Annotated in this window: 12 protein-coding genes; 8 read left to right on the forward strand and 4 right to left on the reverse strand. The window is 42.1% G+C overall.

What is annotated here, in order from left to right; genetic code table 11:
- Nucleotides 1-287: 287 nt before the first annotated feature.
- The 4 genes from jag to rpmH all read right to left on the reverse strand — a co-directional run bounded on the left by jag (nucleotide 288) and on the right by rpmH (nucleotide 2,477).
- Nucleotides 288-914 (reverse strand): RNA-binding cell elongation regulator Jag/EloR, encoded by a 627-nt coding sequence (jag, locus tag PBF_RS06065; protein WP_035328317.1) that lies wholly within the window; start codon nucleotides 912-914, stop codon nucleotides 288-290.
- Nucleotides 911-1,696: a YidC family membrane integrase SpoIIIJ gene (spoIIIJ, locus tag PBF_RS06070; RefSeq protein ID WP_035328319.1), complete on the reverse strand. Its 786-nt coding sequence runs from the start codon at nucleotides 1,694-1,696 to the stop codon at nucleotides 911-913. The genes jag and spoIIIJ overlap by 4 nt, the downstream gene beginning before the upstream one ends.
- A 138-nt stretch (nucleotides 1,697-1,834) precedes the next feature.
- Complete coding sequence (gene rnpA / locus PBF_RS06075) at nucleotides 1,835-2,203, reverse strand: ribonuclease P protein component (RefSeq protein ID WP_035328322.1); 369 nt, start codon at nucleotides 2,201-2,203, stop codon at nucleotides 1,835-1,837.
- A gap of 139 nt (nucleotides 2,204-2,342) precedes the next feature.
- Nucleotides 2,343-2,477 (reverse strand): 50S ribosomal protein L34, encoded by a 135-nt coding sequence (gene rpmH / locus PBF_RS06080; protein WP_019382473.1) that lies wholly within the window; start codon nucleotides 2,475-2,477, stop codon nucleotides 2,343-2,345.
- Nucleotides 2,478-3,472: 995 nt separating this feature from the next.
- Here rpmH and dnaA point away from each other — a divergent pair.
- The 8 genes from dnaA to PBF_RS06120 all read left to right on the forward strand — a co-directional run bounded on the left by dnaA (nucleotide 3,473) and on the right by PBF_RS06120 (nucleotide 14,214).
- Complete coding sequence (dnaA, locus tag PBF_RS06085) at nucleotides 3,473-4,819, forward strand: chromosomal replication initiator protein DnaA (RefSeq protein ID WP_035328328.1); 1,347 nt, start codon at nucleotides 3,473-3,475, stop codon at nucleotides 4,817-4,819.
- A 176-nt stretch (nucleotides 4,820-4,995) separates the two neighbouring features.
- Nucleotides 4,996-6,132, forward strand: a complete 1,137-nt coding sequence (gene dnaN / locus PBF_RS06090) for a DNA polymerase III subunit beta (RefSeq protein WP_035328331.1) — start codon at nucleotides 4,996-4,998, stop codon at nucleotides 6,130-6,132.
- 565 nt (nucleotides 6,133-6,697) lie between these two features.
- A complete protein-coding gene (yaaA, locus tag PBF_RS06095) occupies nucleotides 6,698-6,925 on the forward strand; it encodes a S4 domain-containing protein YaaA (protein ID WP_430515281.1) in 228 nt (75 codons plus the stop codon).
- Between the two features lie 42 nt (nucleotides 6,926-6,967).
- Complete coding sequence (gene recF, locus PBF_RS06100) at nucleotides 6,968-8,086, forward strand: DNA replication/repair protein RecF (protein ID WP_035328334.1); 1,119 nt, start codon at nucleotides 6,968-6,970, stop codon at nucleotides 8,084-8,086.
- Between the two features lie 9 nt (nucleotides 8,087-8,095).
- The gene (gene remB, locus PBF_RS06105) at nucleotides 8,096-8,344 is read left to right on the forward strand and encodes an extracellular matrix regulator RemB (RefSeq protein ID WP_035328336.1); all 249 of its coding nucleotides are present in this window, start codon (nucleotides 8,096-8,098) and stop codon (nucleotides 8,342-8,344) included.
- 119 nt (nucleotides 8,345-8,463) lie between these two features.
- Complete coding sequence (gyrB, locus tag PBF_RS06110) at nucleotides 8,464-10,386, forward strand: DNA topoisomerase (ATP-hydrolyzing) subunit B (RefSeq protein ID WP_035328339.1); 1,923 nt, start codon at nucleotides 8,464-8,466, stop codon at nucleotides 10,384-10,386.
- Between the two features lie 141 nt (nucleotides 10,387-10,527).
- Nucleotides 10,528-13,053: a DNA gyrase subunit A gene (gyrA, locus tag PBF_RS06115; RefSeq protein ID WP_035328341.1), complete on the forward strand. Its 2,526-nt coding sequence runs from the start codon at nucleotides 10,528-10,530 to the stop codon at nucleotides 13,051-13,053.
- Nucleotides 13,054-13,134: 81 nt separating this feature from the next.
- Nucleotides 13,135-14,214, forward strand: coding sequence for an HD-GYP domain-containing protein (locus PBF_RS06120; RefSeq protein ID WP_235192205.1), 1,080 nt, complete (start codon nucleotides 13,135-13,137; stop codon nucleotides 14,212-14,214).
- The last annotated feature ends 241 nt before the right edge of the window (nucleotides 14,215-14,455 follow it).

Consider the following 14,455-nt stretch of genomic DNA (forward strand, 5'->3'; position numbering starts at 1 on the left):
TATCACAAGGCTTTTTTTTAGAAAAGCATATCAGCCCGCATTGCCAGCTTGTCCAAATTCAGCCATAACTTATCCACATCCCGCTTTCCATCAGCCAGCGAAAAAATTATCCACACGTCTCATAATTAATATGCTCTATTTTAACTTATCCACATGTGAATAACAATAAAACCAATTGAGATTTAATAATTTGCGGGGCTTTGACAAAGAACGACAAAAAAATCCCAATCCGGAATGGATTGGGATTTTAATTTGAACATCGATAACTGGCGCTTCCGCTTTTCCGGTTATCTGGTTCTGGCTGGTGCAATGACGATATGGCGGTGCGGGTCATTGCCATCAGAGTATGTCTTGATTCGCTTATTGTTTACGAGAGCGGTATGAATCACTTTGCGTTCATAGGAAGGCATTGGTTCCAGCGCAATTTCTTTTCCCGTCTTCAAAGCTTTTTGAGCAAGCCTTTCAGCCAGTTGAATCAGGGTATCCTGGCGTCTTTTCCGGTAATCCTCTGCATCGACCACCACATTTAAGTACTGCTCGGCAAAGCGGTTGATGACCAGCTGTGTCAAATACTGGAGGGAATTGAGCGTCTGCCCTCTTTTTCCGATTAAAAGAGCGATCTTTTCACCGGATAAGATAAATTGAACATTTTTTCCTTCCCGTAATGTTTCAATTTCGATGGGCACGCCCATTTTTGCGCTGACGTCTTTAAGGAATTTTTCCGCTTCCTCAATCGGATCAGGCTTTTTCACAGCATTCACCACGGCCGGCCGGGATCCGAAAATCCCGAAAACGCCTTTTTTACCTTCATCAACAATAGTAATCTCTAAGCGGTCTTCTGTTGTGTTTAATTGAGCTAAAGCTGACTCTACTGCTTCCTTGACGGTCTGTCCTGTAGCAGTTACTTGTTTCACTTTTTGGCTCCTCCTGCATTTCCGGCCGCTGCAGCTTTCAGGTCCGGACCTTTAATGAAATACGTTTGAATGATCATGAAGATATTACCCACTACCCAGTATAAAGAAAGAGCTGCCGGGAAGTTAATGGCGAAAACAACGATCATAATCGGCATTAGATAAAGCATCATTTTCATTTGTGCAGCCATTTGCCCTGTGTGCTGAGTGCCGGCCATCATCATTTTCTGCTGAATGAATGTTGTCACACCTGCAATTAAAGGCAATAGGTAAATTGGATCCGGAGAACCAAGGTCAAACCAAAGGAAATTATGGTTTGCAATTTCGCGCGTACGTGTAATCGCATGGTAGAAACCGATCAGGATCGGCATTTGAATCACTAACGGGAAACATCCTGCAAGCGGATTAACGCCGTGCTTTTGGAATAAAGCCATTGTTTCCTGCTGCAGCTTCTGCTGTGTTTTCTGGTCTTTCGAGCTGTATTTTTCACGAAGCTTCTGCATTTCTGGCTGAATCGCCTGCATCGCTTTTGAACTTCTCGTTTGTTTAATCATTAATGGCAGGATAACCAGACGGATAATGATCGTCACAATGATGATCGATAGTCCATAGCTGCCGCCTGCAAATTCCGCTACCTTAATAATAAACAGCGAAAGCGGGTAGACAATATACTCGTTCCAAAAGCCTTTGCTTTCAGACGTAATCGGCTGGTTGATTTCTGTACAGCCCGATAAAAGGGCCATCACAAACACTAAACCGATTAATAGGAATATTCGTTTCTTCAACCGTTTTTTCCTCCTTAATTGCTCCTGATAATAGTATGGATTTCATTTGCTCATCCCCCGGCCAGAGGGACACGCTCATATGTATCTTATTTTAACATCTTTTAAAATGAAGTGCTTCATAATAAAGATAGATAACGATTATTGTTTTTTAGTATTTCCAAGTCCAGGTTTATTCAAAACCCGCGAAACCTTTAATACATGGATCAGACTCTTTTTCACTTCATGAAAATCCATTTCTGCCACCGGTTTCCTCGCAATGACGATCAGATCATATTGCGGCTTAATTTCTTCCTCCAGTTCTAAAAATGCCTGGCGGATATACCTTTTGATCTGGTTCCTCATAACGGCATTGCCGATTTTTTTGCTGACAGAAAGCCCGATGCGAAAATGGTTCTGCTCCTCTTTTCTCAAGATGTAAACGACAAATTGGCGGTTGGCGAATGACTTTCCCTTTTTAAAGGCCTCTTGAAATTCTTTATTCTTTTTTACACGGAACTCTTTTTTCATGTCATCACCTATTTCGAAAAGCGCAAGCGCACTGGTCACCCCCTGCATCTTGAGGGGGCTGGCGCTGGAGCTAGACAGTTATCTAACTTTAATTAATTTATCTTTACATGGAAAAAAAGACCACTGACGTTTCAGTGGCCTAAGCAGATAATACTTTTCTTCCTTTGCGGCGGCGGCGAGCTAGAACGTTACGTCCGTTCGGAGAGCTCATGCGGCTGCGGAAACCATGAACCTTGCTTCTTTTACGCTTGTTTGGCTGATAAGTTCTTTTCATATATGACACCTCCCTGAGGAATTGCTGTTAAAGACAGTCTTTCTAATTATATAGATGTAACTAGAAAATTGTCAACTATGCATATAAGTCAATCTGCCTTCAATGGCAAAGAATTAGATACGGTTCTTTCATCATAATTGTTTTTCTTAAAGGTAGTCCGTTGATTTCCGCTGCGGGCACTTGCTTTCCGCGGGAAGGAACGGGAGCCACCGCTCCAATCAACTCAGCAGTTGAGATTTAATAAAAAAACAACTTACGACAATATAAAGAAATTTATTTGCTGCTCTTTCTCTTTTTGCAAATCTGAAAGAACCCACTCAGAAAGTTTACCTTCTTTTCGTCTGAATGTCATCCTAAAATTTCATTTTTCCACGTTTTTCTCATTCATTCATTGTAAAAGCATTTATTTAAGACTGCAAATTTTTCCGGCAGCCAGGCAATCCGCCACTCAAATGCAGCATTCGTTCCCTTTGATATTCCAAGTCCATTTGAATAGAATCCCCCCAGAAATGACCTGTGGATAAATTTTCGACAAGTTTTTTATTATCCACATCACATATTGACAGGTTTTTCACACAACCAGAGGCTGTGGACAATTTTTATGAACAGGGATGGGCATGTTGTGGATAAGGGTTTAAAAAGCATTGCAGTCCAAAGCATTATCTGTTATCATAATTGTGTTTTCACACTTAATAAATCATTGTGCATATCTTCATTATCCACAGATTGTGGATAACATGTGGACAGGTTATCCAAGGGGCTTGTAAAAGTTTGTCCACAGACAGTGGATACTGTCGAAATTCCACTTTACTTCCTTATTATATGATTTTCCACATAAACAGTTTCGTATATTTATAAATTTCAGGGTTATACAGCGTGTATAACCTATCGTTTTTGTGGCGCGAAACAAAGAAAAAGCAGGGGTGTCCTCCGAAAGGCACCGGAGCTTGAATGTAATGTAAATATCAAATTTAGATGGAAAAGGAGGGATATCATTGGAAAACATTGCGGATCTTTGGAATAATGCTCTGGCCAATATCGAGAAAAAAATCAGCAAGCCCAGTTTTGATACATGGCTGAAATCGACAAAGGCGCATTCTCTGCAGGGAGACACTTTAGTCGTTAAGGCCCCGAATGAGTTTGCCCGTGACTGGCTTGAAGAGCGTTATTCCCAGCTGATCTCCGGAATTCTTTATGACATTACCGGTGAAGAATTAGGAGTGAAATTCATCATTCCGCAAAATCAGAGTGAAGAAGAAGTCGATCTTCCTCTTCCGCCAAAAAAGAAAAAGCCTGAGGAAGAACATCAGGAACTGCCTTTAACGATGCTGAACCCAAAGTATACATTCGACACGTTTGTCATCGGATCCGGAAACCGCTTCGCCCATGCAGCTTCACTTGCTGTAGCAGAGGCACCGGCGAAGGCATATAATCCTTTATTTATTTACGGGGGAGTCGGACTCGGAAAAACTCACCTTATGCACGCAATCGGCCATTATGTATTAGATCATAATCCATCAGCTAAAGTCGTATACTTATCTTCCGAGAAATTTACGAACGAATTCATTAACTCGATCCGGGATAACAAAGCGGGCGATTTCCGCGATAAATATCGAAATGTGGATGTTCTTCTTATCGATGATATTCAGTTTTTGGCTGGAAAAGAACAGACGCAGGAGGAATTTTTCCATACTTTTAATACATTGCATGAAGAAAGCAAGCAGATCATTATCTCAAGTGACCGTCCTCCAAAAGAAATACCGACACTGGAAGACCGTCTCCGCTCCAGATTTGAATGGGGACTAATTACTGATATTACGCCTCCAGACCTTGAAACGCGTATTGCCATACTGCGTAAAAAGGCCAAAGCGGAGGGACTTGATATTCCTAATGAGGTTATGCTTTACATTGCCAATCAGATTGACTCCAACATCCGTGAGCTTGAGGGTGCTCTGATTCGTGTAGTGGCTTACTCCTCTTTAATAAATAAAGATATTAATGCCGACCTTGCAGCAGAAGCATTAAAGGATATTATTCCAAGCTCCAAGCCAAAGGTGATTACCATCCATGAAATTCAAAGGGTGGTTGGGGAACATTTTAATGTAAAGCTTGAGGATTTTAAGGCGAAGAAACGGACAAAGTCTGTCGCATTTCCCCGTCAGATTGCCATGTACCTGTCCAGGGAATTAACGGACTTTTCTCTGCCTAAAATAGGGGAGGAATTTGGCGGAAGGGACCATACGACCGTCATTCATGCCCATGAAAAAATTTCAAAAATGCTTCAGTCTGACTCACAATTTGAAAAGCAGCTGAAAGAAATCAATGAAATGCTCAAGGTATAATGTGTATAACTTGACCTGACTTACGCACAGTCTGTCCACATGTGGATAGGCTGTGTTTCCTTTCGAAAAATGCAGTTATCCACATACTAACAGGCCCTACTAGTACTTCTACTATTTTTTTATAAAAAATATATATATTCAATACGCCATTAAAATATGCTTGGAGGATTTAAAAAATGAGATTTATAATCCAGCGCGACCAGTTGGTCCAAAGCGTCCAGGATGTTATGAAAGCTGTAACAAGCAGAACGACTATTCCCATCTTAACGGGAATTAAAATCGTCGCTTCTGAAGAAGGGGTTACCTTAACGGGAAGCGATTCTGATATTTCCATTGAATCTTTTATTCCTAAAGAAGAAGACGGAAATGAAATTGTCGAGATCAAACAGCCTGGTGCCATCGTGCTCCAAGCTAAGTTCTTCAGTGAAATCGTTAAAAAGCTTCCGACTGACAGTGTGGAAATAAGCGTGGAAAACCATTTGCAGACAGTCATCCGCTCAGGTAAATCCGAATTCAATCTTAATGGCCTGGATGCTGAGGAATATCCGCACTTGCCTCAGATTGAGGAAGAAAAAATGTTTAAAATCCCTACGGACCTATTAAAAGCAATGGTTCGCCAAACTGTTTTCGCAGTGTCCACCTCAGAAACACGCCCTATCTTGACAGGTGTAAACTGGAAGGTGGAAAACGGGACATTAACCTGTATTGCAACAGATAGCCACAGATTGGCTTTAAGAAAAGCGCAGATCGAAACAACTGCCAGCGAAAGCTACAATGTGGTAATCCCTGGGAAAAGCTTAAGTGAATTAAGCAAAATTCTGGATGACAACAATGATTTAATCGATATCGTTATTACTGAAAACCAGGTTCTCTTTAAAGCCGAGCATCTGCTGTTCTTCTCAAGGCTGCTCGAAGGAAATTACCCGGATACATCCAGGCTGATCCCTTCAGACAGCAAAACAGATGTGGTCGTCAATACAAAAGAATTCCTGCAGGCTATTGACCGTGCCTCTTTACTTGCAAAGGAAGGCCGAAACAATGTGGTCAAGCTTTCTGCAATTGATGGCGGAGTAATCGAAATTTCATCCAACACTCCGGAAGTCGGAAAAGTAGTCGAAGAAGTGCAGAGCAAATCCGTAGAAGGCGAAGAATTAAAAATCTCCTTCAGCGCGAAATTCATGATGGATGCCCTAAAAGCGCTGGAAGGCTCTGAAATTACAATCAGCTTCACCGGAGCTATGAGACCATTCATCATCAAACCGTTAAACGATGAATCGATACTGCAATTGATTCTGCCAGTTAGAACTTATTAAGAAAAAGCTGCCGGCTGTGCCGGCGGCTTACTTTTTTTATTGCAGATGAACAAGGGTGGCAAGGTTTAATGAGAAAAAGCTTTTAAAAGAATAGGCTGTTTAAGCGAAGTTTATTGCTATTTGTATTAAATTTACTGAGTTGATTGCAGCGGAAGGTGCGAGATCCTTGAAAATGCATTCGCATTTTCTTCGTGCGGTGTTTGCTCAAGGAAGCTTATTCAAAGTCCTGCGGGAGTAGCGGGACAGGTGAGACCCCGCAGACGCGTAGCGTCGAGGAGGCTCAGCGCACGCCCCGCGGAAAGCGAGCATCCTGGAGCGGAAATCAACGGACAACATTAATAAGCGAAAAACAACAATTTATACGAAAAGAGCCAAAGAATAAACATATCATTAGCTTAAAAGCCGCCGGAATATTGGCCAATAGCAGGGGAATAATGAAAATAACAGGCTGCATGCGACTTTTCTTTGTGTATCTGAGATTTATTTAGTAAAATAGAATATTAGATACCATTCTGAAATTGTTTTGCCAAAGTGCAGAAAAAACTGCAGCACTGGAAGTCGGACAATGGGAAAGAGTGAAAATATGACGGAAATTCAAATTGATACAGAATATATTACGCTGGGCCAATTTTTAAAAGCCGCTGATGTGATTCAAACAGGCGGAATGGCCAAATGGTTCCTGAGTGAATACGAAGTCTTCGTCAACGGCGAGCAGGATCAAAGACGGGGAAGAAAGCTAAGAACCGGGGATAAAATCGAAATTCCGGATGTGGGTGAATTTTCGATCGTCTAGCCCGCTGTTCTAAAGCTTAAAACCTAAAAGGATGTAGCGTTTATGCATATAGAACAGTTGCTGTTAAAAAATTACCGGAATTACGAAGAGCTTGAAGTCAATTTCGAAAATAAAGTGAATGTAATTTTGGGAGAGAACGCCCAGGGAAAGACAAATGTCATGGAATCGATCTATGTGCTGGCAATGGCAAAGTCCCATCGGACATCAAATGACAAAGATCTTATTCGCTGGGATCAGGAATATGCTAAAATAGAGGGAAGGGTCCAAAAAAGGCAAGGATCCCTGCCCATGCAATTAGTCATCAGCAAAAAAGGCAAAAAAGCCAAATGCAATCATATAGAGCAGCAGAAATTAAGCCAGTATGTCGGCAATATGAATGTTGTGATGTTCGCGCCTGAAGATCTCCATCTTGTGAAAGGGAGCCCTCAAGTAAGGCGTCGTTTTATTGATATGGAGATTGGGCAGGTTTCACCTGTCTATTTGCATGATATCAGCCAGTATCAGAAAATCCTCCAGCAGCGCAACCACTATCTGAAAATGCTCCAGATCAAAAAGCAGACCGACCATACCATGCTTGAGATTTTAACAGAGCAATTCATTGAGATGGCTGCAAAGATTGTTTCAAAACGTTACGAGTTCCTCAGACTCCTCGAGAATTGGGCACAGCCGATCCATGAAGGAATTTCAAGAGGGCTTGAGACCTTGAAAATTGAGTACAAGCCTTCTGCTGAGGTATCAGAAGAACAAGATTTGTCGAAAATGGTTAAAGTATACAAGGATAAATTCGAAAAAGTAAAAAACAGGGAAATAGACCGCGGCGTCACTATGTTTGGGCCGCATCGGGATGACCTGATTTTTCATGTGAATGGGCGCGATGTGCAGACATTCGGTTCACAGGGCCAGCAAAGAACGACGGCTCTTTCGGTTAAGCTTGCTGAAATCGAACTGATCCATTCTGAGATTGGAGAATATCCGATTCTGCTGCTGGATGACGTCCTCTCGGAATTGGACGATTATCGCCAATCCCATTTATTGAATACCATTCAAGGAAAAGTACAGACGTTTGTCACTACTACAAGCGTTGATGGGATAGACCACCAGACACTAAAAGAAGCAGCAGCGTTCAGTGTGGAGTCAGGGAGAATCAAGAAGATTCAGTGAGGTGATCGCATGTACATCCATATAGGTGAAGATGTGCTGGTCCGGGCAAGGGATATTGTCGCTATTATTGATAAAGAAACAGTCCTTGCTTCCGAGTATGCAAAAGAGCATAAGGAGAGCCGGGAGGAATCAGTTGTGAACCTTGCGAAGGGTTCCTATAAATCTGTGGTCGTCACAACAGAAAAGATCTATTTTTCTCCGCTATCCTCAGGCACGTTAAAAAAACGATCCCATAAACTAAGTGTTCATGAATTTTAAAGACAGGCCGGATCCATTACGGAAAGAGGCAAGTCAGTGAAAATTATAGTTTGGCTCATCCAAATGCCAGGCTTTTTTATAGATTAGTGAAATAGAAAGTGCAGGTGACCGATGTGGCAATGGAGCAAAAGGCAGTGCAGGAACAATCCTATGATGAGAATCAGATACAGGTACTGGAAGGTCTGGAAGCGGTTCGGAAGCGTCCGGGAATGTATATCGGTTCAACAAGTGCCAAAGGGCTTCACCATCTTGTTTGGGAAATAGTCGATAATAGTATAGATGAAGCACTGGCAGGCTATTGTTCTGAAATCAATGTGATTATCGAAAAGGATAATAGTATTACGGTAGTGGATAATGGACGTGGTATACCAGTCGGAATCCATGAAAAAATGGGGCGCCCGGCAGTCGAAGTCATTATGACGGTTCTTCATGCAGGCGGTAAGTTCGGAGGCGGCGGATACAAGGTTTCCGGAGGTCTGCATGGTGTTGGTGCTTCTGTAGTTAATGCGCTATCAACTGAACTGGAAGTATTTGTTCATCGTGACGGCAAGAAACATTATCAGAAATTTGAGCGCGGCGTTCCAAGTGCTGATCTTGAAGTGATTGGGGAAACCGATCACACAGGAACTACCATCCACTTTAAGCCGGACGGTGAAATCTTCACTGAAACGCTTGAATATGATTATGAAACACTTGCAAACCGCATTCGTGAGCTGGCCTTCCTGAATAGAGGATTAACCATCACGATTGAAGATAAGCGTGAGGAAAATAAGAAAAATGAATATATGTACGAGGGCGGTATTAAATCGTACGTTGAACATTTGAATAGAACGAAAGAAGTTCTCCATGAGGAGCCAATTTATATTGAGGGAGAACGCGAGGGCATCACAGTTGAAGTCTCCATTCAGTATAATGATGGCTACACAAGCAATATTTATTCTTTTGCCAATAACATTAATACGTATGAAGGCGGAACGCATGAATCAGGGTTTAAAACCGCTTTAACAAGAGTCATTAATGATTACGCCAGAAAAAGCGGTTTATTTAAAGAAAGCGATGCAAACCTTTCAGGGGAAGATGTCCGTGAAGGTTTAACGGCTATTGTATCTGTTAAGCATCCAGACCCGCAGTTTGAGGGACAGACTAAAACAAAGCTTGGCAACTCAGAGGTGCGTACTGCAACGGATACGATTTTTGCGGAAGCTCTTGAGAAGTTCCTCCTGGAAAATCCGTCGGTAGCCAAGAAAATTGTCGAAAAGGGCTTAATGGCTGCACGTGCCAGACTGGCAGCTAAGAAAGCCCGTGAACTGACCAGAAGAAAGAGTGCTTTGGAAGTATCAAGCCTGCCGGGGAAGCTGGCCGATTGCTCATCTAAAGATGCCTCAATATCGGAACTTTACATTGTTGAGGGTGACTCTGCCGGAGGCTCAGCCAAACAGGGGCGTGACCGTCACTTCCAGGCAATCCTTCCGTTAAGAGGGAAAATCCTTAATGTTGAAAAAGCCCGTTTGGATCGAATTCTATCAAACAATGAAGTACGGGCTATGATTACAGCAGCCGGTACAGGAATTGGCGAAGATTTTGATATTTCAAAAGCCAGATATCATAAGATTGTGATCATGACGGATGCCGATGTGGATGGCGCCCATATCCGAACATTATTATTAACCTTCTTCTACCGTTATATGAGACAAATTTTAGAAGCGGGCTATATTTACATTGCGCAGCCTCCGCTGTATAAAATACAGCAGGGCAAAAAGATTGAATATGCCTATAATGAACGCCAGCTTGAAGAAGTAATGAGCACCCTGTCCAGCCAGCCTAAGCCCAATGTTCAGCGCTATAAAGGTCTTGGTGAAATGAATCCAGGCCAGCTGTGGGAGACAACGATGAATCCCGAAACAAGAACACTGCTGCAGGTAAGTCTTGAAGATGCCATTGAAGCAGATGAAACGTTTGAAATATTAATGGGCGATAAAGTGGAACCACGCCGAAACTTTATTGAAGAAAACGCCCAATACGTAAAAAACTTAGATATATGATCAAAAGCCAGGATAGGATAACTATCCTGCTTTTACATAAGAAAGCGTCACTTTCTGAGTACAACGATAATCTACTAAATGTTTTACAAATTAAGAGGCTATGGGTAAATACCAAGTCCCTTAAAAAGGGAGGTTCTTTATATGGCTGATACGCCAAGGTCCCAAATAAAAGAAATTAACATTAGCCAGGAAATGCGTTCATCATTCCTGGACTACGCCATGAGTGTAATTGTTTCACGTGCCCTTCCAGATGTGCGTGATGGATTAAAACCGGTGCACCGCCGTATTCTGTATGCGATGCATGATCTCGGCATGCATTCAGATAAGCCTTATAAAAAGTCAGCACGTATCGTGGGAGATGTAATTGGTAAGTATCATCCTCACGGTGACTCTGCCGTTTATGAAACAATGGTGCGTATGGCGCAGGACTTTAACTATCGATACATGCTGGTTGACGGACATGGCAACTTCGGTTCAGTGGATGGCGATTCTGCGGCTGCCATGCGTTATACAGAAGCACGTATGTCCAAAATTTCAATGGAGCTTTTACGGGATATCAATAAAGATACCATTGATTATCAGGATAACTATGATGGGGAAGAAAAGGAGCCGGCTGTACTGCCTGCCCGTTTCCCTAATTTGCTGGTCAATGGAACTTCAGGAATCGCTGTCGGGATGGCCACTAATATTCCTCCCCACCAGCTTGGAGAAGTGATTGATGGGGTTTTAGCCATAAGCAAAGACCCTGAAATGACCATTCCGGAACTAATGGATATTATCCCTGGGCCGGACTTTCCGACTGCCGGAATGATTTTAGGAAGAAGCGGAATCCGAAAAGCCTATGAAACCGGCCGCGGTTCAATCACTTTGCGTGCTAAAGTAGAGGTTGAAGAAAAGGCTAATGGCAAAGAGGTCATTATTGTACATGAAATTCCATATCAGGTTAACAAAGCAAAACTGATAGAAAAAATTGCGGAACTGGTCAGAGATAAGAAAATTGACGGTATTACCGACCTGCGTGATGAATCTGACCGTAACGGAATGCGTATTGTTATTGAAGTCAGAAGAGACGCAAATGCAAGTGTACTATTAAATAATCTCTATAAACAAACAGCCCTTCAAACAAGCTTTGGTATTAATCTTCTGGCATTGGTGGATGGACAGCCTAAGGTTCTGAATTTAAAGCAGTGCCTTGAATACTATTTAGAACATCAAAAGGTTGTTATTCGCCGGAGGACACAATTTGAGTTAAGAAAAGCGGAAGCCCGTGCACATATTTTAGAAGGCTTAAGGATAGCACTTGATCATCTTGATGAGGTTATTAATCTGATCCGCAGCTCACAGACTACAGATATTGCCCGCGAAGGATTAATGACCAAATTTGATCTTTCCGAAAAGCAGGCTCAAGCTATTCTTGATATGCGTCTGCAGCGTCTGACAGGCTTGGAGCGTGAAAAGATTGAAGACGAATATTCAAGTCTTGTAGCGCTTATTGCAGAATTAAAAGCTATTTTGGCTGATGAAGAAAAAGTACTGGAAATCATCCGTGAAGAATTAACTGAGATCAAGGAAAGATTCAACGATAAACGCCGGACTGAAATAGTAGCAGGCGGCATCGAAAATATTGAAGACGAAGACCTGATCCCGCGCGAGAATATTGTTCTGACGCTAACTCATAAGGGATACATCAAGCGTCTTCCAGTCTCGACTTACCGTGCCCAAAAGCGCGGTGGGCGGGGAATCCAGGGGATGGGAACCAATGAGGATGACTTTGTGGAACACCTCATAACCACATCCACACACGATACCATCCTGTTCTTTACGAACAAAGGAAAGGTATATCGCGCTAAAGGATACGAAATTCCTGAATTCAGCCGTACTGCGAAGGGAATTCCAATCATTAACCTTCTTGGTGTGGACAAAGATGAATGGGTAAATGCGATAATTCCTGTTGAAGAATTTGCCGATGATTGGTTCCTGTTCTTTACCACTAAACAGGGGATTTCCAAGCGTTCACCATTATCATCCTTTGCCAATATCCGCAATAATGGTTTAATTGCTTTAAATCTGCGTGAAGATGATGAATTAATTTCAGTGCGTCTGACAGATGGCAGCAAGGAGATCATTATTGGAACCAGCCATGGCATGCTGATCCGATTCCCTGAAGAAGATGTTCGTTCGATGGGAAGAACGGCTACTGGTGTTAAGGGAATTAACTTAAGCAATGGTGATGAAGTCGTTGGCATGGAAGTTCTTGAGGATGACAGCCAAGTCCTGATTGTAACCAAAAACGGCTATGGGAAACGTACTCCTGCCGAAGAATACCGTGTACAGGGCAGAGGCGGTAAAGGAATCAAGACATGCAACATCACTGATAAGAACGGAAGCCTTGTTTCCATGAAAGCTGTCACTGGGGAAGAAGACGTTATGCTTATTACAACAGGCGGCGTACTAATCCGTATGGCAGTCAGTGATATTTCCACCATGGGAAGAAACACGCAGGGTGTCAGACTCATCCGCATAAATGAAGATGCAGGCGAAGCGGTATCGACTGTAGCCAGAGTTGAAAAAGAAGAGGAAAAAGATGACGAAGAATTAACAAAGCCTCTTGAAGATGCCGATTCGCTTCCAGAAGAAGAAGTAACTGGCGATAATAGTGAGGAATAAATTTTTAGGAACACAGATTTGTGTTCCTTTTTTTTGTCCAAATAATGTAAAATGGTAAAAAAGACTCACTAAAGTTGGAGTGTGGAAACATTGCGTGTACCCATACAGGAATTAAAAGAAGGCTGTATCTTATCAGAAGATGTTTTCAGTTTGACGAATCGCCCTATTATCAGCAAAAAAACAGTGCTTACAAAGGAACTCCTGGATATTATGAAAATTTTCCTGATTGATGAAGCAGAAGTTGAAACTACCATGGTCAGCGGAAAGTCAATTGCTTCTGCCGGCAATCTGGACGAAGCCGAAGAAGTAACTGAATCAAGCTATATTAGTACATTCCTAAAAGGTGTTCAAAACTTCAAAAGGGAATTTTTATCCTGGCAATCAGGCCTTCCGGTTGATATTGCAAAAATAAGAAACATTATGATTCCGCTGATTGAAAAAATTGAGAAAAACCCCTCCGGAATCTTTTCCCTGCATCATCTTTCTACAAATGAAGATTATTTATACCAGCATTCAGTAGCTGTGGGAATGATCAGCGCCTTTATAGGAAACAAACTGAACTTAAATAAGGGAGAAGTTGTTCAGCTTGCCCTGGGAGGGTGCCTGGCTGATGCCGGTATGGCGAAAATAAATCCATCCATTCTACACAAAAGCACTGCATTAACCTCAAAAGAATTTGAAGAAATTAAAATGCATTCGACCCTCAGCTTTAAAATGGTTCAAAATATCTCTTTGTTAAGAGAAAGCACTAAGATCGGCATTATTCAGCACCATGAGCGGCTGGACGGCAGCGGTTACCCGTTTGGAGAACAAAGCAGCAAAATCAATCAGGCTGGACGAATCATTGCTGTAGCGGATGCATTTCATGCCATGACTTCCCAAAGGTTCTACAGAAGGAAGCAATCTCCGTTTAAAGTGCTTGAAATGCTGATACAGGACAGTTTCGGCAAATTTGATATTCCATCCATCCAGGCGCTGGGCTCCGGCATCATGACTTTTTCCATAGGGAGCCTGGTGAAGCTCTCTGATGGCCAGACTGCTGAAATCCTTTTTATAGAAGATAAATCACCCACCAGGCCCCTTGTGAAACTCATAGAAACCGGCGATATTATTCATTTAGAGAAAAACCGCCAGTTATTTATTGATGAAGTATTAAAATGACTGCATTCCGCGGTCATTTTTTTATTTAATTCCTTTACTTTAAAAAAAGATTAAGTTTCTATTAAAAAGTACTTGCAATTAATAGATAAGAGCTGGTATACTAATTCAAGTCAGCGAGAGAGAAATAACATCAAATTGATGAGAAAAAAACTTGTTGACATTGATTATCAGAAATGATATATTAATTAAGTCGCCTAAAGCGGCGGATTGATCTTTGAAAACTGAACGAACAAAACGTCAA

Source organism: Cytobacillus firmus DS1, assembly GCF_000565285.1.
Lineage (GTDB): Bacteria > Bacillota > Bacilli > Bacillales > Cytobacillaceae > Cytobacillus > Cytobacillus firmus_A.